26 protein-coding genes and 2 pseudogenes are annotated in these 25067 nt (G+C 72.8%); 14 read left to right on the top strand and 14 right to left on the bottom strand.

Translation table 11 applies throughout. The features are described 5' to 3' along the window. Positions 1-19 precede the first annotated feature (19 nt). Positions 20-592 carry a helix-turn-helix domain-containing protein gene (locus OG406_RS08620; protein WP_266617530.1) on the bottom strand — a complete coding sequence of 191 codons (573 nt, stop codon included), beginning with the start codon at positions 590-592 and terminating at the stop codon, positions 20-22. 149 nt (positions 593-741) lie between these two features. On the opposite strand from OG406_RS08620, the gene OG406_RS08615 reads away from it, so the two are divergent. Continuing rightward, complete coding sequence (locus tag OG406_RS08615) at positions 742-1374, top strand: class I SAM-dependent methyltransferase (protein ID WP_329185092.1); 633 nt, start codon at positions 742-744, stop codon at positions 1372-1374. A 21-nt stretch (positions 1375-1395) separates the two neighbouring features. Here the strand turns inward: OG406_RS08615 and OG406_RS08610 are convergent, their stop codons facing one another. Beyond that, positions 1396-2178, bottom strand: a complete 783-nt coding sequence (locus tag OG406_RS08610; protein WP_329185090.1) for an IclR family transcriptional regulator — start codon at positions 2176-2178, stop codon at positions 1396-1398. Then, the gene (locus OG406_RS08605) at positions 2175-2603 is read right to left on the bottom strand and encodes a MarR family winged helix-turn-helix transcriptional regulator (RefSeq protein WP_329185088.1); all 429 of its coding nucleotides are present in this window, start codon (positions 2601-2603) and stop codon (positions 2175-2177) included. Before OG406_RS08605 ends, OG406_RS08610 begins: the two co-directional genes overlap by 4 nt. 220 nt (positions 2604-2823) lie before the next feature. On the opposite strand from OG406_RS08605, the gene OG406_RS08600 reads away from it, so the two are divergent. From OG406_RS08600 to OG406_RS08585, 4 genes are read left to right on the top strand one after another with little or no spacing between them, the layout of a single operon-like run. Further along, positions 2824-3741 carry an SDR family NAD(P)-dependent oxidoreductase gene (locus OG406_RS08600; protein ID WP_329185086.1) on the top strand — a complete coding sequence of 306 codons (918 nt, stop codon included), beginning with the start codon at positions 2824-2826 and terminating at the stop codon, positions 3739-3741. Next, positions 3741-4625 carry an amidohydrolase family protein gene (locus OG406_RS08595; RefSeq protein ID WP_266851367.1) on the top strand — a complete coding sequence of 295 codons (885 nt, stop codon included), beginning with the start codon at positions 3741-3743 and terminating at the stop codon, positions 4623-4625. Before OG406_RS08600 ends, OG406_RS08595 begins: the two co-directional genes overlap by 1 nt. 10 nt (positions 4626-4635) lie before the next feature. Next, positions 4636-6138, top strand: coding sequence for an acyl-CoA synthetase (locus OG406_RS08590; protein WP_329185083.1), 1503 nt, complete (start codon positions 4636-4638; stop codon positions 6136-6138). 9 nt (positions 6139-6147) lie between these two features. Further along, a complete protein-coding gene (locus tag OG406_RS08585; RefSeq protein ID WP_329185081.1) occupies positions 6148-6603 on the top strand; it encodes a MaoC family dehydratase in 456 nt (151 codons plus the stop codon). 73 nt (positions 6604-6676) lie between these two features. Here OG406_RS08585 and OG406_RS08580 read toward each other — a convergent pair whose 3' ends face one another. After that, positions 6677-7522, bottom strand: a complete 846-nt coding sequence (locus OG406_RS08580) for a hypothetical protein (protein ID WP_329185079.1) — start codon at positions 7520-7522, stop codon at positions 6677-6679. Positions 7523-7873: 351 nt separating this feature from the next. On the opposite strand from OG406_RS08580, the gene OG406_RS08575 reads away from it, so the two are divergent. Beyond that, positions 7874-9211 carry a 6-phospho-beta-glucosidase gene (locus tag OG406_RS08575; RefSeq protein WP_266617535.1) on the top strand — a complete coding sequence of 446 codons (1338 nt, stop codon included), beginning with the start codon at positions 7874-7876 and terminating at the stop codon, positions 9209-9211. Between the two features lie 52 nt (positions 9212-9263). Here the strand turns inward: OG406_RS08575 and OG406_RS08570 are convergent, their stop codons facing one another. From OG406_RS08570 to OG406_RS08555, 4 genes are all read right to left on the bottom strand, one after another. Continuing rightward, positions 9264-10298, bottom strand: coding sequence for a D-cysteine desulfhydrase family protein (locus OG406_RS08570; protein ID WP_329185076.1), 1035 nt, complete (start codon positions 10296-10298; stop codon positions 9264-9266). Positions 10299-10436: 138 nt separating this feature from the next. Next, entirely contained in the window at positions 10437-12125 is a 1689-nt protein-coding gene (locus OG406_RS08565) for a carbohydrate binding domain-containing protein (RefSeq protein ID WP_443067059.1), read from the bottom strand. Positions 12126-12242: 117 nt separating this feature from the next. Then, entirely contained in the window at positions 12243-12752 is a 510-nt protein-coding gene (locus OG406_RS08560; RefSeq protein ID WP_329185074.1) for a GNAT family N-acetyltransferase, read from the bottom strand. Positions 12753-12875: 123 nt separating this feature from the next. Beyond that, entirely contained in the window at positions 12876-14108 is a 1233-nt protein-coding gene (locus tag OG406_RS08555; RefSeq protein ID WP_164371481.1) for an ATP-grasp domain-containing protein, read from the bottom strand. Positions 14109-14380: 272 nt separating this feature from the next. On the opposite strand from OG406_RS08555, the gene OG406_RS08550 reads away from it, so the two are divergent. From OG406_RS08550 to OG406_RS08530, 5 genes are all read left to right on the top strand, one after another. Continuing rightward, positions 14381-15289, top strand: a complete 909-nt coding sequence (locus OG406_RS08550; protein WP_329185071.1) for a metallophosphoesterase family protein — start codon at positions 14381-14383, stop codon at positions 15287-15289. After that, complete coding sequence (locus OG406_RS08545; protein ID WP_329185069.1) at positions 15237-15947, top strand: 4'-phosphopantetheinyl transferase family protein; 711 nt, start codon at positions 15237-15239, stop codon at positions 15945-15947. The genes OG406_RS08550 and OG406_RS08545 overlap by 53 nt, the downstream gene beginning before the upstream one ends. A gap of 176 nt (positions 15948-16123) precedes the next feature. Further along, positions 16124-16876 carry a GNAT family N-acetyltransferase gene (locus OG406_RS08540; protein WP_267050049.1) on the top strand — a complete coding sequence of 251 codons (753 nt, stop codon included), beginning with the start codon at positions 16124-16126 and terminating at the stop codon, positions 16874-16876. Between the two features lie 156 nt (positions 16877-17032). Then, complete coding sequence (locus OG406_RS08535) at positions 17033-17620, top strand: YciI family protein (RefSeq protein ID WP_329185066.1); 588 nt, start codon at positions 17033-17035, stop codon at positions 17618-17620. Between the two features lie 169 nt (positions 17621-17789). Continuing rightward, a complete protein-coding gene (locus OG406_RS08530; protein ID WP_329185064.1) occupies positions 17790-18830 on the top strand; it encodes a hypothetical protein in 1041 nt (346 codons plus the stop codon). A gap of 171 nt (positions 18831-19001) precedes the next feature. Here the strand turns inward: OG406_RS08530 and OG406_RS08525 are convergent, their stop codons facing one another. Next, positions 19002-19238 (bottom strand): hypothetical protein, encoded by a 237-nt coding sequence (locus OG406_RS08525; RefSeq protein ID WP_164371476.1) that lies wholly within the window; start codon positions 19236-19238, stop codon positions 19002-19004. 261 nt (positions 19239-19499) lie between these two features. Between OG406_RS08525 and OG406_RS08520 the strand changes: the two genes are divergently transcribed. After that, positions 19500-20543 carry an alpha/beta fold hydrolase gene (locus OG406_RS08520; protein WP_081220335.1) on the top strand — a complete coding sequence of 348 codons (1044 nt, stop codon included), beginning with the start codon at positions 19500-19502 and terminating at the stop codon, positions 20541-20543. Between the two features lie 50 nt (positions 20544-20593). Here OG406_RS08520 and OG406_RS08515 read toward each other — a convergent pair whose 3' ends face one another. The 3 genes from OG406_RS08515 to OG406_RS08505 are packed head-to-tail and all read right to left on the bottom strand — an operon-like array spanning position 20594 to position 23131. Beyond that, on the bottom strand, positions 20594-21898 hold the full coding sequence (locus OG406_RS08515) for an MAB_1171c family putative transporter (protein ID WP_329185063.1): 1305 nt from the start codon (positions 21896-21898) through the stop codon (positions 20594-20596). Positions 21899-21911: 13 nt separating this feature from the next. Next, positions 21912-22442 (bottom strand): toxin-antitoxin system, toxin component, encoded by a 531-nt coding sequence (locus tag OG406_RS08510; RefSeq protein WP_164371523.1) that lies wholly within the window; start codon positions 22440-22442, stop codon positions 21912-21914. A gap of 32 nt (positions 22443-22474) precedes the next feature. Continuing rightward, positions 22475-23131 (bottom strand): helix-turn-helix domain-containing protein, encoded by a 657-nt coding sequence (locus OG406_RS08505; RefSeq protein WP_081220336.1) that lies wholly within the window; start codon positions 23129-23131, stop codon positions 22475-22477. 269 nt (positions 23132-23400) lie between these two features. Here OG406_RS08505 and OG406_RS08500 point away from each other — a divergent pair, with 269 nt between their 5' ends. After that, entirely contained in the window at positions 23401-24060 is a 660-nt protein-coding gene (locus OG406_RS08500) for an MmyB family transcriptional regulator (RefSeq protein WP_164371475.1), read from the top strand. Between the two features lie 57 nt (positions 24061-24117). Here the strand turns inward: OG406_RS08500 and OG406_RS08495 are convergent. After that, positions 24118-24255: pseudogene (locus OG406_RS08495) on the bottom strand (GntR family transcriptional regulator); the annotation flags it as partial. On the opposite strand from OG406_RS08495, the pseudogene OG406_RS08490 reads away from it, so the two are divergent. Beyond that, positions 24256-24382, top strand: a pseudogene (locus OG406_RS08490) (ABC transporter permease); the annotation flags it as partial. 34 nt (positions 24383-24416) lie between these two features. On the opposite strand, the gene OG406_RS08485 reads toward OG406_RS08490, so the two are convergent. Beyond that, the gene (locus tag OG406_RS08485) at positions 24417-25031 is read right to left on the bottom strand and encodes a hypothetical protein (RefSeq protein WP_329185060.1); all 615 of its coding nucleotides are present in this window, start codon (positions 25029-25031) and stop codon (positions 24417-24419) included. Between the last annotated feature and the right edge of the window lie 36 nt (positions 25032-25067).

Below are 25067 nucleotides of genomic sequence, written 5' to 3'. Positions count from 1 at the left end.
GACCCCGCCGCGGCGGACATCAGCCGGTACGCGCCCTGAGATGGGCCCGTTCTCCCTGGTGTCCGAAGAGAACCAGGAGTTCCACGGTCCGGTCGTCGTCGGAGCCGAGCCAGTGGGGCACCCGCGTGTCGAACTCGGCCGCCTCGCCCGCCGTGAGAACGGCGGTCCGGTCGCCGAGCACGAGGCGGAGCCGGCCGGCGAGCACGTAGACCCATTCGAAGCCCTCGTGGGTCTTCAGGTCCGGCTCGACGCCGGGCCGGGGCGGGATGAGCAGCTTGTGGGCCTGGACGCCGCCGGGCCGGCTGAGGGGCACATAGGTCATGCCGTCGCGGGTGACCGGGTTCAGGTGGATACGCGGGTCACCCGTACGGGGCGCGCCGACGAGGTCGTCGAGCGGCACCGCGTAGATCTCGGCGAGCGGCAGCAGCAGCTCCAGGGTCGGCCTGCGGGCGCCGCCCTCCAGACGGGACAGGGTGCTCTCGTTGATCCCCGACCGCCCGGACACGTCGGCGAGGGTCAGTCCGCGTCGGCGCCGCAGTTCCCGCAGACGGGGTCCGACCGCGTCCAGCACGTCCTTCTTCGAGGCGCCCATACCGGCAGCTTGCCGAAACGGCATGACCGGTTGCAACTCCGGCAGCGCCGCTCGCATGCTCGGGTTCGCCGGCACGTCGCCCAGGACTCCCGCGGACCGGGATGGAGCCCGAGGCGCCGTCACCCGCCGGCCACGCCCGAAAGGACCCCATGAACGACAGCAGCACGGACTCCGCAGCCTTCTGGGAGAAGCACTACGCCGGCATGGACGCGCAGTGGGGCACCCGGCCCAACGTCGTCCTGACGGACCTGCTCGGCGACCTGGCGCCCGAGCCGGGCACCGCACTTGACCTCGGCTGCGGGCACGGCGGGGACGCCCTGTGGCTCGCGGGGCTCGGCTGGCAGGTCACGGCCGTCGACGTGTCACAGACCGCCCTGGACCGGGTGGCCGCGGGAGCCGCGGCCACCGGCGTGGCGGACCGCGTCACGCTCCGCCGCCACGATCTGGCCGAGACCTTCCCCGACGGAACCCACGACCTGGTCACCGCCACCTACTTCCACACCCCGGTCACCATCTCCCGCGACCAGGTCCTCCGCCGGGCCGCCCGGGCGGTGGCCCCCGGTGGCCTGCTGATCGTGATCGAGCACGCCTCACTGGCACCCTGGTCCTGGCAGGCCGGCCAGGACATCCGTTTCCCCACGCCCGACGAAGTCGTCGCGTCCCTGCACCTGGACGACACCTGGCGCGTCGAACGGGCCGAGGCGCCCCGCCGCACGGCCACCGGCCCGGAGGGACGGACGGCGACGGTCACGGACAACGTGATCGCGGTACGACGCGGCTGACGAGACGCGGCCCCTGCGGGATCAGGTCCCCGTCCCTCCCCCCGTCCCCGCCGGGCCTTCCGGCCGCCAGCCCAGTCCCCGTGAGATCCCCCGGGCCGCCAGCCGCACCGCCGGTATCAGGGCCGGGACGCGCGCGCCGGAGTACGGGACCACGACCGACACGGCGGCGGCGACCGTTCCGGCCGGGCCGTGGACCGGAGCCGCCACCGACAGGGCGTCGTCCGTGACCTGACGGGCGCTCACCGCGACGCCGGTGCGGCGCACGTCGGCGAGGGTGCGGCGCAGGAGGGCGGGGTCGGTGATCGTGTGCGCGGTGAACGCCGTCAACGGGCCCGCGCAGTAGGTGTCCTGGAGCGCCGCGGCCTCGTGGGCGAGCAGCGCGAGGCCGACGCCGGTCGCGTGCAGGGGCCAGCGCGCGCCCACCTGGATCCGGACGCCGACGGCCGAACGCCCCGAGATCCACTCGATGTAGACGACCTCGTCCCCGTCGCGGACCGCCAACTGGACGTTCTCGTGGGTCGCTTCGTACAGGTCCTCCAGGTACGGCAGGGCGACCTGCCGCAGCGCCAGACCGCGCGGTGCGAGCGCCGCCGTCTCCCACAGCCGCAGCCCCACGTGGTAGACGCCGTCCGCGTCCCGTTCCAACGCGCCCCACGCGGTCAGGGCGGCCGCCAGCCGGTGGGCGGTGGTGAGGCTGAGGCCGGCCCTCCGGCTGATCGCCGTGAGCGACAGCGCCGGATGGGCGTGGTCGAAGGCGGCGAGCACGGCGAGGAGCCGCTCGGGCGCGGACCGGCCGCCGGTCATGCGTTCAGTTCGGTGTCCGCGATCCGTTGCAGCAGCACGTGCAGGGTCGCGCGCTCGGCGGTGCCCAGGGGCTCCAGCAGGTCGTTCGTCACCCGCAGCCCCGCCTCGTCCGTGTCGCGCAGGAAGGCGCGCCCGTCCTCGGTGAGCACGACGACGCGGCTGCGCCGGTCGTCGGGGGAGGGGCGCCGCTCCGCGAAACCGAGCCTCTCCAGGTCGTCGACGAGCCCGACGATCGCACTCGGGTCGTAGCCGAGCCGTGTGCTCAACTCCCGCTGCAGCGCGCCCTCCGAGCCGGCGAGGAAGCGCAACAACGCGTAGTGGCGCAGTCGCAGTCCCGACTCCTGGAGGAACGCGTTGAACAACTGCCCGGAGCGCAGGCCGAGCCGGTAGAGCAGGTAGCCGGTGTCCGCGTGGAGTCCGCGCATCCACGGCTCCCGCGCGTCGATCCGGACGGGGGCTGCTGCCTGGTCGGTGGCTCGCTGCTGGCGTGCGATGACGGACTCCCTGGGGCCGGGCCCCGGCGGGGCGGTTCGGACGTGCGGCACCAGCATGCCGCACGGAACGGGCTTCAACAACTATTGACGTCGACAACTATTGCTCTTAGCTTCGATCTCGGAAGCCGCACCGCATCGAAGGGACCCTCTCGTGCCCAGCATCGATCTCACCGGCAAGGCCGCCGTCGTCACCGGCAGCGGCCGTGGCCTCGGACTCGCCTACGCCCGGGCCCTCGCCGCCGCCGGCGCCCGCGTGGTCGTCAACGACCTCGACGAGGACGTGGCCCGGCAGGCCGTGAAGTCCATCACCGCGGCCGGCGGGGAGGCCGTGGCGGAGGTGGTGGCGGTCGGCACGGCGGAGGCCGCCGGCCGTCTTGTCGACCGTGCCGTAAGGGAGTTCGGACGGATCGACGTCCTGGTCACCAACGCGGGCATCCTGCGGGACAAGGTCCTGTGGAAGATGACCGACGAGGACTTCGACGCGGTGGTCACCACTCATCTGAAGGGCACCTTCACCTGTGCCCGTGCCGCCGCCGTCCGGATGCGCGAGCAGGGGGAAGGCGGCAGTCTGATCCTCGTCGGCTCGCCCGCCGGACAGCGCGGGAACTTCGGCCAGACGAACTACGCCGCGGCGAAGGCGGGTGTCGCCGCCATGGCCCGTACCTGGTCGATGGAGCTGGGCCGCGCCGGCATCACCGTCAACGCGATCGTGCCGGTCGCCGCCACGGCCATGACCGAGACGATCCCGGCGTTCGCGCCGTACGTCGAGGCCCTGCGTGACGGCACCCCGCTCCCGGACTTCCTGCGCAAGGGCGAGGGCTTCGGCACCGCCGAGGACTGCGCGGCCCTGGTTCCCTTCCTCGCCTCCGACGCCGCCCGCGGGATCACCGGACAGGCCATCGGGATCGGCGGTGACAAAGTCGCCCTCTGGTCCCATCCGCAGGAGATCAAGGCGGCCTACGCGGACGGCGGCTGGACCCCCGAGGCCCTGGCCGACGCGTGGCCGGGGACGCTCGGCGCCGAACCGCAGACCGTCGGCATCCCCGCGCCGAAGCTGCCGGTGGCGTGATGACGCATGCTCCGAACCTCGACGAACTGGTCGCGATCGACGTCCACACCCACGCCGAGGTGTCCTCCAAGGGGCACTCCTCGCTCGGCGACGACCTGCACGACGCCTCCAGCGCCTACTTCAAGGTCGAGGGCAAACGGAAGCCGACCCTGGAGGAGACGGCGGCGTACTACCGCGAACGGAGGATGGCCGCCGTCGTGTTCACCGTGGACGCCGAGTCCGCCACCGGCACCGAGCCCGTCCCGAACGAGGAGGTCGCCGAGGCGGCCGCCGCCCACCCGGACGTACTGATCCCCTTCGCGTCCATCGACCCCTTCCGCGGGAAGGCCGGCGTGCGCCAGGCCCGGCGGCTGGTCGAGGAGTACGGGGTGAAGGGCTTCAAGTTCCACCCCAGCATCCAGGGCTTCTTCCCCGACGACCGCGCCGTCGCGTACGGGCTCTACGAGGTCATCGAGGAGACCGGCACCATCGCCCTCTTCCACACCGGGCAGACCGGCATCGGCGCCGGGGTGCCGGGCGGCGGCGGGATCCGCCTCAAGTACTCCAACCCGCTGCACGTGGACGACGTCGCCGCCGACTTCCCCCACCTCAAGATCATCCTGGCGCACCCGTCGTTCCCCTGGCAGGACGAGGCCCTCGCCGTCGCCACCCACAAACCGGGCGTGCACATCGACCTCTCCGGCTGGTCACCGAAGTACTTCCCGCCCCAACTCGTGCAGTACGCCAACACGTTGCTGAAGGACAAGGTCCTCTTCGGCTCCGACTATCCCGTCCTCACCCCGGACCGCTGGCTCGCCGACTTCGAGAAGCTCCCGGTCAAGGACGAGGTCAGGCCGAAGATCCTCAAGGAGAACGCGGCCCGGCTCCTCGGACTCACACCGTAAGGGGCCCACGATGCGCAACGAGGGACTGGGGTCATGGCCCGCACGCCGGGCCCGCAAGACCCCGCACCGCACCGCACTGATCCACGGCGACTCCACCACGGACTACGCGGAACTCCACACGCGCAGCACCCGGCTGGCGCACGCCCTCCGTGCCCTGGGTGTCCGCCCCGGCGACCGGATCGCCTATCTCGGCCCCAACCACCCCTCCTACCTGGAGACCCTGTTCGCCTCGGGCGTCCTCGGCGCGGTCTTCGTGCCGCTCAACCCGCGTCTCGCCGGACCCGAGATCGCCCACCAGCTCACCGATTCCGGCGCGCGGGCCCTCGTGTACGCCCCTGGCCTCACCGGCCTGGTCGCCGGGCTGCCGGGCGGTGGCGAGGTCCGTACGTACATCGACCTCGGCCGGACCTACGAGGAGTTGATCGCCGGAGCGTCCGAGGAGCCGATCGACCAGCCCGTCACCGCCGACGACACCTGCATCATCATGTACACCTCGGGCACCACGGGCCGCCCCAAGGGCGCGATGCTCACCCATGGCAACCTCACCTGGAACGCCGTCAACGTCCTCGTCGACCACGACCTGACCGCCGACGAGCGCGCCCTGGTGTCCGCCCCGTTGTTCCACACGGCCGGTCTGAACATGCTCACCCTCCCGGTGATCCTCAAGGGCGGAACCTGCGTCCTCACCGAGTCCTTCGACCCGGCCGCCACCCTCGACCTCGTCGAACGGCACCGCATCACGTTCATGTTCGGTGTACCCACCATGTTCGACCGGGTGGCCCGGCACCCGCGCTGGGCCGACGCCGACCTGTCCTCACTGCGCATCCTCACCTGCGGCGGCTCACCCGTACCGACTCCGCTCATCGCCGCCTACCAGCGACGAGGGCTGACCTTCCTCCAGGGGTACGGCATGACCGAGGCCGCCCCCGGCACCCTCTTCCTCGACGCGGAGCACGCCGTCGAGAAGGCAGGATCGGCGGGCGTGCCGCACTTCTTCAGCGACGTCCGCGTGGTCCGGCCGGACCTGACACCCGTCGGCGCCGGCGAGACGGGGGAGGTCGTCGTGCGCGGACCGCACGTCATGCCCGGCTACTGGGGCCTGCCCGAGGAGACGGCGGCCGTCTTCAGCGACGGATGGTTCCGCAGCGGGGACGCCGCCCGCGTCGACGACGACGGCTACGTCTTCATAGTGGACCGCCTCAAGGACATGATCATCTCCGGTGGGGAGAACATCTATCCCGCCGAGATCGAGGACCTCCTGCTCGCCCACCCCGGCATCGCCGAGTGCGCCGTGATCGGAGTCGCCGACTCCCGTTGGGGCGAGGTGCCCCGCGCCGTCGTCGTCCCCCGCGACGGCGCCGAGCTGGACCCGGACGAGGTCCTCGCCTCGCTCGCCGGCAGTCTCGCCCGCTACAAGATCCCGAAATCGGTGGTCGTCACCGACGAACTGCCCCGCACCGCCTCCGGAAAGCTCCTCAAGTCCCGCGTCCGTACCCGCTACGGCACCCCCTAAGGAAGACGCATGAGCATCACCGTGAACGGCCTCGACGAACTCCGCGCCCTCGTCGGGCGCGACCTCGGCACCAGCGACTGGATCGAGGTCACCCAGGAGCGGATCGACACCTTCGCCGACGCCACCGGCGACCACCAGTGGATCCACGTCGATCCGGAGCGCGCGAAGGCGGGCCCGTTCGGCGCCCCCATCGCCCACGGTCATCTGACCCTGTCCCTCTTCATCCCCCTCTTCACCTCGCTCCTCGACGTCGAGGGCGTGACCACGAAAGTCAACTACGGGCTGAACAAGGTGCGTTTTCCCGCGCCCGTGAAGGCAGGCTCACGCATCCGGCTGGCCGCGCGGCTCGCCTCGGTCGAGGACGTGCCCGGCGGGGTGCAGATCGCCGTCGACGGCACGGTGGAGACCGACGGCGGCGGCAAACCCGCCGCCGTCCTCCAGAGCCTGTCCCGGTTCTACGTCTGACCGCCCGCCCCGGACCGCCCGCCCCGGACCGCCCGCCCCGGGCCGCCCGCCCCGCGCCGCCGGCCCGCCCCGGCTACCGCAGCCGGTACGCGTACACGGAGGTCGCGACGGCGCACACGCCCGGCTGGACGACCTGGGCGCGCAGTGTCCCGCTCGCCGTGTCGTAGTCGACGCCCTCCGCCTCGTACGTCCCGTCGCACACCCCGCGTTGCGGCAGGGCGAGGAGACTGGTGACGTGCCCCGTGACGGGGCGGCCGTCCACCGCGTGCTCCAGGTCGACCTGGAGCAGCGGCCGGTCCTCCGGGAACAGGGCGCGCGAACCGTCGTCCGAGGCGCACAGCAGCCGGGTGGCGTCGACGAAGTCGCAGCCCTGGATGTCGCGGACGGGTCTGTCGAGCGTGATCGGACCGGCCTGCGGCAGGGCGCCGCCGGTGCGCGGGGTCGACGGGTTCAGCAGCGGGGCCGGGAACACCTGGAGCCGGTCCTGGTCGCCCCACTCGCCCGACACCAGCCACTGTCCGTCCGGCGACACCGTGGCGAAGGAGTTGTTCAGCTTCTCGCCCGGGTCGAGCCGGTGGACGTACTCGTAGCGCTTCCCGGCGGGGGTGGTGACCGCGAACATCTTCGTCGTCGCGGAGTCGGGCCCCTGGTAGGCGTCGAACACGTTGCCCTGGGCGATGTCGGGGTCGCCCACGTGGTTCCAGCCCTTGATCCGCAGGCCGAGGGGGATGCTGAGCAGCCCGCGGTGCAGCAGCGACCCGTCCGCCCGGCTCGCCAGGCCCTGTCCGCCGCTCAGCGAGTCGACGTACGAGGTGCCGGCCTCGGTCCACACGGGCGCGCCGGACGCCGCGGCCGACGAACCCAGGCCGAGCGAAAACGCGCTCAACAGCCCTACCAATGACAGTAGTTGACGTTTCATCAGCAACCTTCCACAGCGCGACGGACACCGGGCTGGAATGGAATCACGGGGCGCCCGGCCACGCGTAGGGCCCAGGACCACTTGTGGGGACCGCTCCGAGCGGATAGGCGGTGTCCGGGGACCGCGCCCACGGCGCTGCGGGGAAAGCCGGACCGCGCCGAGTACTGTTCACGGCGTGCCGGCGGAGCGACGACACCGGCCACGGGGCCGGGACGTGTGACGTGGGACGACGCGGGAGCCCCTGGCCCGGTGACGCGGTCCGCCCGGGAAGGAACGGGCGTCCGGGCGGCCGTGGCGTGACCCTCGCCGCGCGGCCCGTGGCCCCGGACGAACTGCGAAGGTGGTACTTGCGTGAGGCTGACCATTCTCGGCGGCGGCGGATTCCGTGTCCCGCTCGTCCACGGGGCGCTCCTCGGTGACCGCGCCGAGGGCCGCGTCACCCAGGTCGTGCTGCACGACCTCGACGCGGACCGGCTCTCCGCCGTGGCCCGGGTCCTCGCCGAGCAGGCGGCGGACGTGCCCGACGCGCCGGAGGTGACGGTCACCACCGACCTCGACGAGGCCCTGCGCGGCGCCGACTTCGTGTTCTCCGCGATCCGGGTCGGCGGCCTGGAGGGACGCGCCGCCGACGAGCGGGTCGCCCTCGACCTGGGCGTCCTCGGCCAGGAGACGGTCGGCGCCGGAGGCATCGCCTACGGCCTGCGGACCGTGCCCGTCGCCGACGACATCGCGCGGCGCGTGGCCCGCCTGGCGCCCGACGCCTGGGTCATCAACTTCACCAACCCGGCGGGCCTGGTCACCGAGGCCATGTCCCGCCACCTCGGCGACCGGGTGATCGGGATCTGCGACTCGCCGGTGGGCCTCGGCCGCCGGATCGCCCGGGTCCTCGGCGCCGATCCGCGCGAGGCGTTCATCGACTACGTCGGGCTCAACCACCTCGGCTGGGTACGGGGTCTGCGCGTCGCGGGCCGTGACGAACTCCCGCGCCTGCTCGCCGATCCCGCCCTGCTCGGTTCCTTCGAGGAGGGGAAGCTCTTCGGCACCGAGTGGCTCCGGTCGCTCGGCGCGATCCCCAACGAGTACCTGCACTACTACTACTTCAACCGCGAGACCGTCCGCGCCTACCAGCAGGCCGACCGGACCCGCGGGGCGTTCCTTCGCGACCAACAGGCCGGTTTCTACGACGAGATGAAGCGACCGGACGCCGCCGCCCTGAGCGCCTGGGACCGGACGCGCGCCGAGCGCGAGGCCACCTACATGGCGGAGAACAGGGACGCGGCCGGCGCCGGCGAACGGGACGCGGACGACCTGTCGGGCGGCTACGAGAAGGTGGCGCTCGCCCTGATGCGGGCCATCGCCCGCGACGAGCGCACCACCCTGATCCTCAACGTCCGCAACCGGGGGACGCTCGCGGCCCTCGACAGCGAGGCCGTCATCGAGGTGCCCTGCCTGGTCGACGCGAACGGCGCCCACCCCGTCGCCGTCGACCCGCTGCCCGGCCACGCCACCGGCCTGGTGTGCGCGGTCAAGGCCGTCGAGCGCGAGGTGCTCTCCGCCGCCGCGTCCGGCTCCCGCACGACCGCGGTGAAGGCCTTCGCCCTGCACCCGCTCGTGGACTCCGTGAACGTGGCCCGGGCCCTGGTCGACGGCTACACGGCCGTGCACCCGGGCCTGGGCTATCTCACGTAGCCGGCGCCGTCGGCATCCCACGTCCGACGCCCCTCCGGCGTCAGGGACTTGGCTAGGGTGCCGTGGGGTCGTCCGGAAGGCCGCGCAGCCCCGCCTCCGCGCGGGTGACCGCCGTGGGGTGGCCGAAGAAGCCGGGCAGGCCGCCGGTGTGCAGGAACACGGTGCGCTGCCCGGGGGTGATGTCGCCGTCCGTGACGGCGGCGGCCAGCCCGGCCAGGGCCCGGCCGGTGTAGATCGGGTCGAGGACGATGCCCTCCGTGCGCGCGGCCAGGGTCAGGGCGTTCATGACCGGCTCGGTGAGCGTGGCGTAGCCCGCCCCGACCTGGTCGTGGCGCACCCTGAGCGCGCGCGGGTCGCAGGGCCTGCCGCACAGCCGCGACACCAGGTCCGCGACGGTCCGGGCGGGCTCGTCGACGGCGCCGACGTGCACGCCGAGGACCCGCTCGTCGCCCAGCCCGGCGACGAGCCCCGCCATCGTGCCGCCCGACCCGAGCGCGACGACCACGCTCGCCACGTCCGGTGCCTGGTCGATGATCTCGTTCGCGCACTCGGCGTAGCCGCGGGCGCCCAGCGGGCTGGAACCGCCGAAGGGGATCAGCGCCGGGACCTCTCCGGCCGCCCGCAGCTCCTCCGCCACCTGCTCCGCCCGTGCCGCGAGGCGGGTGCGGTCGCCCTCCCAGACGACCCGGGCGCCGAGGAGGCCGTCGAGCGCGAGGTTGCCCGAGGCGGTGTTCGCGGGGGCGCCGGAGGGCCCGGACTCCGGAGGCGGGCCCGCGAGGACGAGGACGACGCGCAGGCCCAGCCGGGCGCCCGCGGCCGCCGTCAGCCGGGCGTGGTTGGACTGCGCCGCACCGGTCGTCACCAGCACGGTGGCGCCGTCGGCGAGGGCCGCGCCGCAGGTCCACTCCAGCTTGCGGATCTTGTTGCCGCCGCCGCCCGGACCGGTCAGGTCGTCGCGTTTGACCCACAGGTCGTCGGGGCGGAGGCCGAGCGCCGCCGCGAGCCGGGGAGCCGGTTCGAGGGCAGTGGGCCAACTGCCCAGTCGGGCGCGGGGCGGGGTGTCCCCCTCGGAGAGCGTGCTGGTCACCGCGGGCCTTTCTGCTGACGCCGGTCGTGCGGGGAGCGTAACGCGACGGGCCGCTCGGAGATCCGGGCGGCCCGTCGCGTCGTCGCGCTGTCCGGCGGGCCCGCGAGGCGAGGACGCCCCGCGGGCCCGCTGTCGGCCTCAGCCCGTGAAGCCGGCCGTGATCGAGGTGAACTGCCAGGTGCTCTGGCTGATGCCGGAGCAGTTGCTCACCACGCCGCCCCCGGGGCAGGACCGGTCGCGGTTGACCGACCAGTAGGCGAGCCGGGCGATGTGGCGGGTGTTCGACCAGTCGCGGATCTGCGTCCAGATGGCAGGCGTCGTGTTCTCCTGCTGGTCGGACAGGCCGTTCATGCCGGAGATGCCGATGTGCGAGTAGGCCGTCGCGTCGTCCCAGCCGAAGGTCGACTTCAGCTTGGTCTTCAGCCCCTCGGCCGCGTTGACCGTGTTGCCGTACATGTCGGAGCCGCCGCCGAAGTCGAACGGCATGATGGTGAAGACGTCGATGTTGGCGTTCAGGGACTGCGCCTGCTCGATGAGCCGGTTGCCGTAGTAGGTCGGGCCGGTCGTCGAGGTGCCGAACGTGACGATCGTCCTGAGGCCGGGGTTGTTGGCCTTGACGGTCTTCAGCGCGGTCAGGATCTTCGCCTGGACGGCCTCGTTCTCGAACTCGTCGGTGTTCTCGATGTCCATGTCGATCGCCTTGAGGCCGTAGGCGTCGATCACCTTCTGCAGCGCGCCGGCGAGTGCGCTCGCCGAGGAGCAGTTGGCCCCGAGCTTGCTGCCCTGCCAGCCACCGAACGACGGCACGATGTCACCGCCCGCGGAGCGGATCTGGTTGATGGCGGTCTGGTCGACCCCGCCGGTCAGCGGCCGGCTGCTGTCCCAACTGGGCGTGCAGCCACCGGAGTCCAGGACGAACGCCATCGTGAACCACTTGACGCCGGTCGCGTTCATCACCGTGGTCGGGTTGGGCGGGTCGCCCCAGCCCTCGTACAGGTAGGGCGCGGCCTGCTTGAAGCCGGTGCCGCCGCCACCGCCCGCGTTCGTCGTGACGCTCACGGAGTTGGAGGCGCCGGAGGTGTTCCCGGCCGCGTCCCGCGCCTTGACGGTGAAGGTGTAGGCGGTGGAGGCGGACAGCCCGCTGACGGTCGCGCTGGTGCCCGACACGCTGAGCAGCTGGTTGGAGCCGCTGTAGATGTCGTACGCGGTGACGCCGACGTTGTCGCTCGACGCGGCCCACGACAGCGACACGCTGGAGGAGGTCTTGCCGGTCGAGGTCAGACCGGTGGGCGCGGTCGGCGCCTGTGTGTCGGATCCACCGCCACCACCGGGACCGTCCAGGCTGATGTCGTCGGCGTAGTAGGTGCCCTGCGCGTACCAGCCGTGCACGTAGATCTTCGCGCTGGTCTGCGAGGCGCCGGTGGTGAAGGAGACGCTGAGCTGGCTGTACGCGGACGGGGACGACGTCCAGGTGGAGGCGCCGCCGTCGACGCCGAGGTAGACGTAACTGCCGCGGACCCAGCCCTTGAGGCTGTACGTCGTGTTCGGCTGCACCGACACCGTCTGGGTGCACTGCGCGTTGTCGCTCGAACTCACGGCCCCGGCAAGGGCTTTGGAGCCCCCGTGCACCGGGCTGGAGACGATGGAGCCCAGGTTGCCGGAGCAGGACCAGGGGGAGAGGCTGCCCGTCTCGAAGCCGGGGTTGGTCAGGATGTTGGCCGCCTGTGCCGTACCCGGCAGGGCGACGGCCCCGGCGAGGGCCAGCGCGGCCGTGCCGAGGAGGGCGAGGAGGCGATGTCTGGAGCGTCTGAGCTGTCTGATGCGCACGCGATCTCCCTGGGGAATGGGGTGTTCGGGAGTGCAGAGAGGTGCGCCACCAAGTTGGTATGGACCAATCGCGCTGTCAAGATGCGGAGCGGATTTAGGGTGTTCGATCAACTGCCGTCATGCCGACGGGAGTTCGCCGCGTGACGGTAGTGGTCGAGGAGTGCTCTCCGGTGTCCAGCGGAGCGTCAGGTCGGGCAGGTTCTCCATGGTGCGTTCACCGTCGCTCACCTCGACGACGGCGAAGCCGTGCCGCTCGTAGAACGCGCGGGCGTCGGTGTTCTGCCGGAAGACGTGGAGGGACACCCCGTCGCGCCGGTGCCGGCGCACCTCGTCGAGCAGGAGCGTGCCGATGCCCCGCCGGCGGACGTCCGGGCGCAGATAGAGGTGTTCGAGCATGTCGCCGTCCAGGGCCGCGTAGCCGACCACCTCCGCGTCGCACACCGCGACCCACACGCGGCACTCCTCGAGCAGGACGTCCAGGACCCAACGGGTGACCTGCTCGTGGTTCCGCCTCTGCGGGGGCAGATACGGCATGGTCGCCGCCCGCGAGGCCATGTGCACGCGCGCGATCACGGCCGCGTCGGCCTCCCGCGCGGACCGGATCCGCGTCCCGCCGTCAGCGCTCATGGCGGGACGCTACCGGTCTACCAGCACCCGATCCAGCGCTCGGCCCGGCCGGGTACACGTTCACCGGCGCCGCACCGGAGCGTGCCAGGCGTCGCCGCGCAGGCGCCACGTCGCGGCCACGGCCTAGGCGGGAGCCGTGGCGGCGCTTCCCGCCGGGGCACCGGTCGCCGACGCCGAGACGTTCGCCTGGCCCGCCGGCGCGGACGCCGTGGATCCCGTCGCGTTCGCGGCGACCGTCCCGTGCGGGCCGGACGGGGAGTCCGTGGGCTGGGCCGGCACCGCCGGGAGCATGGGCACCGCCGCGTCCCCCGCCGTCCGCTGCTGCGGCAGTGACACCGGACGCACCGGACGCGGACCCGACACCACCGTGTAGTCCTGCGCGAGGAACGGCGGGACGATCTCGCCCGTCTCCTCGCCCAACGCCAACTGCACAGCCGCCCAGGGGGCGTTGACACCGCACTGCGCGAGCTGGTGCAGCCCGCCCGCCGGACGGGTGTTGACGTCCATCAGGACCGGCTGGTCGCCGTACATGCGGAACTGGATGTTCGACAGGTGCTTCAGCCCGAACGCCTCCGCGAGCAGCCGCGCCGGCTCGATCCAGGAGGGGTGCAGGGTGAAGCCGCGACGGCGTCCGTTCTTGGTGCGCCCGATCGCCATGCGCACCCGGCCGTCGGGCCCGGTCAGACAGTCCACCGACACCTCGGGCTGCCCCAGGTGCGGCATCACCAGCCAGTCGACCGGCTCCTCTGCCGCGCGCAGCGCCTCCACGACCAGGTCGAGAGGGACGTACGCGCTGGGGAAGCCGTTCAGATGCATGAGGGAGAACGGCGTGCGGGTGATGACCCGGAAGCCCACCCCGCCCGCTCCGGCGGCCGGCTTGAAGCAGGCCCGCTGACCCGCCGCCTCCAGCGACTCGACCGCGGCGACCAGCTCCTCCTCCGTGCGTACCCGCCACCACGGAGGCACCGGCACCCCCACGGACTCGACCGCCTGGTACGCGGTGGCCTTGTCGTGGAAGACCGCGACGGCCTCCGCGGGCGGCGCCAGCAGCGCCGTGCCCACGGCGGCGAACTCCGCGCGCTGCGCCACGATCGCCGCCTGGTGCAGGACCGGCACGAACACGTCGATCGAGCGCCGGGCGCACAGGTCGAGCGCGTACTCGACGTAGGCGCGCGGCGACAGCCCGTCCGGTTCCGGCTCGGCGGTGTCCGCCGCGGCCAGGACGGGGGAGTCTGCGTCGCCGTGGGTGGCATGGACCTCGACCGCACGATGCTGCGGATTGCTGCGCAGCTGATCGATGAAGAACACGTTCTCCGCGTACGTGCGGTTGAGCCAGACGCGTACGCGAGAGCCCATGCAAGCCACCTTTACGGTTTCCGGGCACGGCGGAGCAGGCCGAGCCCGGCCAGGGGTAGGGGAGGTACACCCGGCCGCCATCGGCCAAAGCCGGTTCGAGACGGTGGTGTTGGGGCGATCATAGGGGGCGCGGAACCCCTCCGCTGCTACAGGGATGTTACGGATTCACCGATCTTCCGGCCGGCCTCCCGCAGCGGTGCCTCCTTGTCCCCCGGCGGCCGTGTGTGTTCTTGTGTTGCCGTCCGATGTCCACGGTTCTTCGGGGGTGCCGCGTGCGGCCGATCGACGGCGGCGACGGGAACCTGCTCGCCATCAGTGACCTGCACATCGGCTATCCCGAGAACCGCGCCATAGTCGACCGGATGCACCCGGAGACGGACCGCGACTGGCTCCTGGTGGCCGGGGACATCGGCGAGATCGTCGACGACATCCGCTGGACCCTGGAGACACTCGCCGGCCGCTTCCGCAAGGTCGTCTGGGTCCCCGGCAACCACGAGCTGTGGACCCACCCGAAGGACCCCGTCCAGCTGCGGGGCGTCGCCCGTTACGACCACCTCGTCGGTCTGTGCCGGGAGGTGGGCGTCGCGACCCCCGAGGACCCCTACCCCGTCTGGGAAGGTCCCGGCGGCCCGGCCGTCGTCGCCCCGCTCTTCCTGCTCTACGACTACTCGTTCCTGCCGGCGGGCTGCGCCGACAAGGACCAGGGCCTGGCCTACGCCCACGAGACCGGGGTCGTCTGCACCGACGAGTACCTGCTCCACCCCGACCCCTACCCGAGCCGTGAGGCCTGGTGCCGGGCCCGCGTCGCGGAGACCGAACGCCGGCTCGCCGAACTCTCCGACGACCTGCCCGTCGTCCCCGTCAACCACTACCCGCTGGACCGCCACCCGACGGACATCCTGCGCTACCCCGAGTTCGCCATGTGGTGCGGCACCACCGCCACCGCCGACTGGCACCGCCGGTTCCGCGTCGAGACCATGGTCTACGGACATCTGCACATCCCGCGGACCACCTGGCACGAGGGCGTGCGCTTCGAAGAGGTCTCGGTGGGTTACCCGCGAGAATGGCGCAGGCGTCCGGGACAGCCGGGCACGCTGCGCCGCATTCTGCCGATGGAGGTCAAAGCCGGTGATGGAGGAGCTGCTCCCGGAGTGGGTGGTGGCCGTGGAGAGCCACGGTGACGACGGGACCGAGGCCGCACCGCTGTACCCCGAGGAGCAGGCGCTCCTGACCCGCGCCGTGGCGAAACGGCGGCGCGAGTTCGCGACCGTGCGTCGCTGCGCACGGCGCGCCATGGAGAAGCTGGGCGTCCCGCCGGCCCCCGTGCTGCCCGGTGAGCGCGGCGCACCGCGGTGGCCGGCCGGGCTGGTCGGCAGCATGACGCACTGCGACGGCTTCAGCGCCGCCGCCCTCGCCCGCGTCACGGACCTCGCCTCGCTCGGCATCGACGCCGAGCCCCACCAGAGCCTGCCGGCCGGTGTCCTCGACACCATCGCCCTGCCCGCCGAGTCGGCCGGCCTCGCCCGCCTCCGGGCCCGGACTCCCGCCGTGCACTGGGACCGCCTCCTCTTCAGCGCCAAGGAGTCGGTCTACAAGGCGTGGTTCCCCCTCACCGGCGAGTGGCTGGACTTCTCCGAGGCGGACATCGACATCTCCGTCGCACCGACCCCGCCCGGCGCCACCCCGTCCGCCGCCCTCACCGGCCGCTTCCACGCCCGACTCCTGGTCCCCGGGCCGGTGGTGGACGGACAACCCGTCGCCTCCTTCGACGGGCGCTGGACGGTGAAGGGCGGCCTGATGGCCACAGCGGTGACGGTCCCGCGCGCTCCCGCACGCTGAAAGAGGCCATCCGGTAAGGAAGTTGAGCCGAAGGGCAGTCGCGTCGAAGGACAGCCGCCCGGGTGGCCGCGGGGGAGAGCGGACGCCGGGGGCCGCGCGGGCACGGAACACACCTCCGTACGCTCGACACCGTGACGGACGACATCGAGGCGCTGCTGGCCGCGTACGACGCACAGATGCGAGGGGTTCCGCCCGCGCTGCCCGCCGGAGTGCGATGGGAGAGGGACGGGCCGGTGCACCGGGTGGTCGGGCATCCCTGCGGCTTCGTCATCGGCCCCCGCGACCTGGGGCCGGGCGGCGCGGACCTGGACCGGCTGATCGCCCGGCAGCGCGACCACTTCGCCGCACGCGGTGAGGCCGTCGAGTGGAAGATCCGCGGCCACGACAGGCCGGCCGACCTCGGCGACCGCCTCCGCGCGGCGGGCTTCGTTCCGGGTCCCACCCAGACGGTGCTGATCGGCCGCGCGGCGGACCTGGCGACGGAGCCTCGGCTCCCCGAGGGAGTCGTCCTGCGACGCGTCGCGGCGGAACCCGACATCCGCCGGATCGCGATGATGGAGGGAGCCGTGTGGGACATGGACTGGCGCCCGCTCCACGCCTTCCTGAACGGGCAGATCGAGGCGGCGCCCGACGACGTGGCCGTCCTCGTCGCCGAGGCCGACGACGAGGTCGTCTCCGCCGCGTGGCTCGTCCTCACCCCCGGCGGCACCTTCGCCGGCCTCCGCGGCGGCACGACGGTCCCGCCCTGGCGCGGCCGCGGAATCTACCGCGCCCTCACCGCCGCCCGGGCCCGCCTGGCCGTGGCCCGAGGCGCCGAACACCTCCACGTCGACGCGTCCCACGCCAGCGCACCGACCCTGCACCGCCTCGGCTTCCACCCGGCGACCACGGCAACGCCGTACACGTGGACACCTCCGCAGGAGCGCTGAACGGAACGGGCGGAGCGAGCGCCTGCACTTCTCTGCTCCCTGCTCCCTGCCCGTTCCGGTCGCCTCCCGGTGGGGCCCGGGGGCCGTCGGCGGTGCGGGTGCGGTGGCTTTTCCATGGCCGGGGCGGACGGGTGTCCGGTGGTACAGAGTGGGGGTATGGAGTTCTTCTGCTATCACCGTGACCGGGCCGAATCCCTCGCGCTGCGTGACGCGTTGCTGGAGGACCACTGGTCCTACATGGACGGGTACGCGAAGGAGATGATCGCCCGCGGGCCGACCCTCACCGGCCCCGGTGACGACGACGCCCCCACCGGCAGCGTGCACATCGTCGACCTGCCGGACGTCCCGGCCGCCCGCGCGTTCGCGTTCGACGAGCCCGGCTATCAGGCGGGCGTGTACCGGGACGTGATGCTGCGCCGCTGGCGGAACCTGCTGGGGCGCACCATGTGGGACTTCCCCGGCGGGCGGACCGGCGGCACGCGCTACCTGGTCCTCGGCCTCGGCGAGGGGCGGGAGATCGACGCCTCCGGCCTCCCCGATCCGGTTCCTCCCACCGAGCGCGCCGAGTTGATCGCGTACGGGCCTCTGCTGTCCGACGACGGGCGCACCTGGCTCGGTACGGCCGCGTTGGTGCGCGCGTCGGATCCGGACGCGGCGCGTGCCGTGCTCGGCGCCGACCCCCATGCCGTCGGCCGATACGCCGACATCGAGGTCCACCTGTGGCAGTTCGGCGGCCGGCCGTGAGACGAGACGGGCCGTGAGACGCGACGGCCCATGAGGTGGCCGCGGCCGGATCCGGGCGTCGACTCCGCCGCGTCCGCCCGTCCGTGGCCGCCCACGGCCCGACGCCGGTCACCGGTCGCCCCGCAGCCACCCCCTCCGTCCACCGATCCCGTGTGAAAGAGGCAGCCTCGTGGACGCCCTGTCCGTAACCCTGATCTCCGCGGTGACCTCGGGCGCCATCTCCCTGACGCTCGCGTGGGTGTCCGGTCGGCAACAGAGGCGTGACAGCGAGCGGGTCCAGCGGGAGACCCGGACCATGGCGTACCTCAACCCCCTCCGGTGGCACACCGCCGAGGTCCACCACCGGCTCTCCCTCTACGCCACCTCCGTGGACCGCGACGGCTGTTACCCACCCGCGCAGGTCCTCACCGACCCGCGCGAGATGGAGGGCAAGGGCGCCGACTGGTTCGCCGGGAAAGGTGTCGTCCTCGCGTCCAGCGTGTGGATGACCGCCTGCCTGTTCGCACAGATGACCCGAACCCGTCACGACCTGCCCTTCCTGCGCCTGGCCGGCAACGACGACACGCGGCTGCCCGGCCTGTTGCAGAAGGTGCACGCGGCCTTCGCCGCCTGCGAGATCTACTACGCGACCCAGTCCAGCATCGGCACGGACGCCCTCCTCGAACCCGAGGGACGGCTGCGCAGCTACCGGGAGTTCTGCGACCTCCTGGCGGAGCCCGACCGGAGGGTGTGGGCCGATCCCGTCACCTGGTTCCTGATCGCCGTCGCGCACGGTGAACGGCGCCCCGCGCTCCAGCGGGCCCTGGACGCGCTCTCCGAACTGTCCGCGTTCCTCGACGACAGCCTCGCCGGGGGAGCGTCGCTCCGGGCTCGACACGGCGCCGAGATCCACCGGCCCCGCGGCGGTTCGCCTGTCACGGGCGCAGGCGCAGGCGCAGGCGGAGACTTAGGCGCAGGGGCCGGGGCGGGCTCAGGACCAGACGCGGGCGTGGGCCGTGGTCGGGTGCCGAGCCTGTCTCCGCATCCCATCCCGGCCCCTGGCCCCGACCCCAGCCCCGACCCGGTGCTTCGCCCCATCCCGGCCCCTGGCCCCAACTCCGGCCCCGACCCGGTGCCTCGCCCTACCCCTGACCCCGGCCCCCGGCCCGGACCCGAACCCGGTGCCGGTCCCGGTCTCGATGCCGGACAGGGACCCGACCCCGGACCCTGACGAGGACCCGGGTACACATCCCACCCGCACCCGCACCCGCACCCGCACCCGCACCCGCACCCGCACCCGCACCCGGACCCCCGCCCCGTCGCCCGGCCAGACCCCCGTCCCCGCTCCGGGGACCGGACCCCACCCCTCCCGACAGGCCCCCACCCCGGACCAGTTCACGTCTCACGACCAGTCCGGCTCCGGGCACCACGCCTGGAGCAGCCGGAAGAACTCCTCCTCGTTGCCCGCGAGTCCGGCCGCCGCCAGTGCCCGCTCCGCCTCGGCGAGGACGGCCGGCGGCACCATGGGTGGTCGGCCCCCGTCGGGTGGGCCGTCGAACGCTGCTCGAACCGTCTGGAGGAGACGGAGATAGGCCTGCACGGCGGCGCGTTCGTGTTCGGTCAGTACGGCGGTCGGCATCGGACGGCTCTCCCGGTCGGCTTGTCGTGACACTGCTCCTGGACCCAGCTTGCCGTCCGCCACTGACAATCCGGTCTCGGTCCGTGCGGGTTCGCCCGCTTAGCGGAGGCGAAACCTCACGGAAATCCCTTGTGGAACAGGGGCCCTACGCTGAGGAGGAGAGCTGGAGGCCGCCCACCGGGCGGCCCCGGAGCCGTCGTCGCGACGGCTCGTGGACTGCGTCGGCCGCCCAGCGGTCGCCCGGAACGGGGAGGCCGACCCGTGGACGACTCACCGCCCCCGCATCAGCGCCGCACCCCACGGCTGCGCTCCGTGCACGACGCGGAACTGCGCCTGCGCCACCGCGTCGTGCACGGCTACCGGCGCGCGTACCGGATGGCCGGCGAGGGCCCGGCGCTCGTCCTGATCCACGGCATCGGCGACTCCTCCGCGACCTGGGCCGACCTGATCCCCGACCTCGCCCGCAGCCACACGGTGATCGCACCCGATCTGCTCGGTCACGGCGATTCCGACAAGCCGCGTGCCGACTACTCGGTGGCCGCCTACGCCAACGGGGTCCGCGACCTGCTGACGACCCTCGACATCGAGTCCGCCACACTGGTCGGGCACTCGCTGGGCGGGGGAGTGGCGATGCAGTTCGCGTACCAGTTCCCGGAACGCACCGAACGGCTGATCCTCGTGAGCGCGGGCGGTGTGGGCGGCGAGGTCAATCCCGTCCTGCGCGCCGTCTCCCTGCCCGGCGCCCATCTCGTCCTCTCCTCCCTGCAGTTGCCCGGCATGCGCCTCCAAGTGGGGCTCTTCCTGCGGCTGATGCGGCTGCTCGACACCGATCTGGGGCAGGACGCACCGGAGTTGCTGAACCTGGTGGACGCGTTGCCCGACACCACGTCCCGCAGCGCGTTCATCCGGACGCTGCGGGCCGTCGTCGACTGGCGCGGCCAGGCGGTCACCATGCTCGACCGCTGCTACCTCACCGAGGGCATGCCCACCATGCTCCTGTGGGGCGACCGGGACAGCGTGGTGCCGGTGCGGCACGCCTACGGAGCCCACGAGGCCATGCCCGGCAGCCGGCTGGAGATCTTCGAGGGCGCCGGCCACTTCCCGTTCCACAGTGACCCGGCCCGTTTCCTCGCCCTGGTCGAGGAGTTCACGACCGGTACGCGGCCGGCCGACTGGAGCCGCGAGCACTGGCGCGAACTGCTGCGCGCCGGACGCCCCGGTACGGCGGCGGGTCAGCCGGACAGTGCCAGGAACCGTGCGCTGGAGCGGGACCTGCGCGAGGCGAGCGAACGCAGCGCCACCTGAGCGGGAACGGGGTCGGTCACCCCGCGCCACCTGATCCGGGTCGGGGTCGGTCACCCCGCGCCACCTGATCCGGGTCGGGGTCGGTCGCCCCGGCCCTGGTCGGCCGCCGCGGGCTCGGCCGTCCCGGCGGACTCGGTGGTGAAGTCTGCGGCCCGGGAGCCGACGTGCCCGGTCCGTCGGCGGGACGCCGCCACGACCGCCGACTCGCGCAGCGCGATCGACATACGGACGAGATCACGCGGACCGTCACCGTGCACGGAGGAGGGGCCCCCGGTGCCCGGCGGGGTGGCCGCGTCCGCCGAGGTGATGACCCTGCCGTCGGGATCGGCGGCCCTCGCCCGCACGGCGTCCGTCACCATCGCGGCGTCGGCCTCGGCCTGCGCGTCGCCGGGGGAGGAGCCGGCGGCGACGGCGGCGGCGTACGCCCGGGAGCGCAGCGCGGAGTCGAAGTAGGGATACAGGCTGAGCATGCCGTCGTGGATGTCGGACTCGCGCTGTGTGACCTGGAGTTCGGCGGGCGACCACCAGGAGATGCGCACGGCGCGGTCCTCCGGAGCGGCGACCGGACGCAGCTCCCGCCACAGCGGCCCGAGTCTGCGGTAGGTGGACCAGGTGTTCCAGTTGTCCCCGATGCGCTGGCAGGCCAGCGGTACACAGAAGCCGACCGCCGTGAGCTGGGCGCCGGCCGACGCCAGTACGGGTGCGACATTGGTGCTCAGGCCGTCCAGGTCGCCGCCGCTCCAGCGGGCCACCACGGCGGCGAACTTGGCCGCCGAGTAGGGGATGTTGAACAGGGAGCCGAGCGCGATGATCACCAGTCCGGCGCGCAGCCGGCCGCGGACCTGCGCCGCCCAGCGCCAGCACATGACGTTCATCGCGATTCCCGCGACGGAGAGCGAGACGAGGTAGAGCACGATCATCTCGCGGATGAACGGGGTGTTGGCGTAGTAGGTGTCGAGGTCCCGCAGCCGTTCGACGGGCGTCTCCCCGAGGGCGAACAGCGCGATCAGGGCCACGCCGACCACCGTGTAGCCGAGGATCCAGCGGCGGGCGAGACGGCGGGTCACCTCGGGCGGTCCGCCACGCCAGTTGATGATCAGCACCAGACAGGAGGCGCTGAAGGCGCTCAACAGGCAGTAGACCAGGGGCCCGGAGACGTTCGGTATCCCGGTGACGTCGTTGACGGCGGCGATGGTCGGCGGGGCCGCGAAGAGGAAGACCAGGCCCGCGAGCGCCAGCAGGACGCCCACGGAGCGCAGCAGGGGGTCGCGCCAGCCGCGCAGCAGCGCGGGCCCCTTGAAGGCGAGGGCGGCGCCCATGGCGACGGCAGGGATGTAGTAGCTGGATCCGTCCATGGTCGCGGGACCTTCAGCCCCGCGGCCCGCGATAGCCGAGGGACGCCTCGATGCGGCCGGCCAGGCCGTCCCGCTGCACCGGGCCGCGCAGTGACGAACCGGCCAGCCAGGTGCGGCACTTGCTGGCGAGCAGCAGACCGAAGCTCTCGGCCTCCTTCTCGTCGGCGAGGTCGAAGCGGGTGCGGGCGGCCACCTTGAGGACGGTCGCCCCGAGGTCGGCGCCGTCGTCCAGTAAGCGGGCCGCGACGGCGGCGCCCGCGACGTGGTGACCGCAGTGCCCGGCCTTCATGTGCCACAGCTCGTGGCCCAGGATGACCAACTGGTGGTCCGGCGCGGTGCGTTCCTCGATGACGACGAGGTCCTGTTCGGCCATGTCGAGCCACAGACCGCTGGCGGTGCCGGGCGGGAAGGGGGCCGTACGGAACTGGACGGGACGGCCGCGGCGTCTGCTCATGGCGCCGCACAGCGCCGCGTACAGGTCGGCGGGCGCCGCCGGGGCCGGGAGCGACAGCTCCGCGACCAGCTCGCCGCACAGGCGGCGCATGTCCCTTCCGATGCCCACAGATCTCCCCCGGCTCACGACTCTGGCCGCTTGACGCTCTCCAGGAGCATGTCCAGCCACTCGGCGACCTTGTCCCGGTGCTGGTCGGTGGGCAACTGCGCGGCCCGCCAGGCGATTCCGCGGACCCCGTGGTCGAGGAGCAGCCGGTCCAGCGGGTCGTCGGCGACGGTGGCCGCCGCCCGTTCCCGGTCGGCGAGTCGTTGCAGGAGTTCCTGTTCGGAGCGCTGGAGGGCGCCCACGAGCGCCTCGGAGTCCTCCGCGGTCAGGAATCCGGCGTGCACGCGGAAGAAGCGCTGGATGGCGTCGCAGTGCTCCATGGTGGGGCGCCGGTCGCCGTTGATGAGGGCGCCCGCCTGCTGGCGCGACATGCCGGCGCCGTCCGCGATCTCCTGCTGGGTGTAGCGCCGCCCGTTGGGCTTGAGCCGGGTGCGGCGCAGCAGGTCGAGTCGTTGCAGGAAGCGGGCCTGCAGGTCGGGTTCGCCGGCGGGGCGTCCGCCGAGCAGGGTCTTGACCACGGGCTCGGGGACACCGGATTCGGCCGACAGGCGCCGGACGTCGAAGACCTCGGCGTGCTGGACGCCGAGCCGGTCGGCGAGTGTGGTGACCCGGGCCACGACGGCCTGCAGCAGAACCGTCGCCGTGGCGCCCGGAACCTCGAAGCCATCCGTCACCGACAGATCTCCTACGTCTCTCTCAGGTCGCTCTCACGAAGGTCGGGAGCCATCCGGACGCGAGGGCCAGGACGCGTCCCGGCGCGAAGACCGGGGACCATGCGGAGCGTAGCCCCTTGCTCGAACTCACATCCAGGTCTCGCCACAACTGTGGCGAGATTCAGCCGTCAACAAGCGCCAAATGCCACGATAGTTGACACGCCTGTGCCCTGGGCAGCAGGATCGGTGCGCCGCGTGAAGGCCGCAGAGGCAAGAGGGGTGACCTCCCGATGGCGTACCAGGCAGGAAGGCAGCGGTCCCAGCCGCGACCTGTCCCCGACAGTCTCGAAGCTCAGGCGTACCTCCAGGACTACGCGAGCCTGATCGAGGCCGTGCCGTTCCCCTCCGTGGTGTTCGACCACCGCTGGGACGTCGTGCTGTCCAACGCCGGGTTCGAGACACTTTTCAGCGGTGTCGGAGCGCATCCGACCGCCATGCCGGGCGACAACTTCCTGCGTTTCGTCCTGTTCCACCCCGACGCGGCCACCGTTCTCGGCGAGCACGAGTCGAGCTGGTGTCTGCCCATGCTCGCGCACTTCGCGGCGGCCGTCGAGCGGCACGGACAGGACCGCGGACTCCTGTCGATCCGCCGGGACATCGCCCAGGACCCGATCATGGACGCGGCCTATCGACACGGTCTGCCGCACTGGATCCGCGCCGTCGGCCCGGGTGCGGTGCAGCACGACGGCGCGGTGCGCCCGGTCGTGCACCCGGACCCGCGCTGGGGCAGCACCGACTGCCGCATCGTCGACGACACCCCCAAAACCCTTCAGGACATGGGCTATACGCGGATGACGCTGGTCCTGCGCGAGGCGGTCCGTCCGGCGCCGGGCGGCCCCGGCACGGCGCGCACCACCCGCAACGGCGCAGCCGAACTGCGCGCGGTCTGAGCCCTCGGGCCCGGTCCCCGGGGCGAACCCGCCGCCGCTTCAGCCGGCCGGCGTCCCCATCAGCGCCCCCACCTCGGTCTGCAGCGCGACCTGTTCACGGGTCAGCCTCGCGGACTGCGCCGCCGCGGCGAGTTCGACGTGGAAACGCCCGTGGACGCGGCTGCGGGCGGCGGCGTCCTCGGCCGACGCCAGCTCGTGACGCGACCCCGGCAGGCCCCGGTCGTGAACGTCGTCGCGGGCCGTCCTCGTGCTGCTCTCGGTCGTCCCGATCTACGTGGCCCAGCGGCTCTCGGCGGACACCGCCACCGAGAGCAGGATCTGACCGGACCCGCACCGCGGGCGGCTCCGCTCCCGGATCACCGCTGCGGCCCCGGCCGGCCGGTGCCCGCCCCGTTCGACGCCGGGACGCCGGGACCGGCAGGACCCGGTGCGGGGCGATCCGGCCCCGTGGAGTCCGGGGCCGCGGCGAGGAGGTCCCGCATGGCACGCAACCGCCGCTGCCCCCGGCCGCCGCCGACGACGGCCCAGGTCAGGAAGACCACCGCCGGCAGCCCGAACCCGAGCGTCTGCCGCGGTCCCGCCGTCAGGGCCGTCAGCATCACCACACCCCCGAAGAGGAGGAAGAGGAACACCAGAGCCGCCCCGCGGTGCCGGGTCCGGTGCAGCCGCCGGTCCACCAGTTCGCGCAGGACCGCCCGCCGCTCCGGGTCGGCGGGCACCTCGCCCGAGCGCAACTGCCGCTCCAGGTCGGCGAGTCCCTCGGCCGAGCCGCCCGTTGCCCGCTTCTCCCGGGAGCGGAACCGCAGGGCGAACCAGAGACCTCCCACGGACGTGATCACGACCCGGGCCAGCACGGCCGGGACCGAGCGGCCCGGATAGATCAGCAGCAGGACGGCCGTGGCCACCAGCCACGACAGGACGACCTGGAGCCACAGGTGCCGGGTCAGGACGTCGGAGAGCTTCCCCATCATCGGTCTCCCCTTCCGTGACGGGCTCCCCTCGGATCC

This window comes from Streptomyces sp. NBC_01428 (assembly GCF_036231965.1).
In the GTDB taxonomy this organism is placed as follows: Bacteria; Actinomycetota; Actinomycetes; order Streptomycetales; family Streptomycetaceae; genus Streptomyces.
This window is presented reverse-complemented; position numbering and strand designations above follow the sequence as displayed.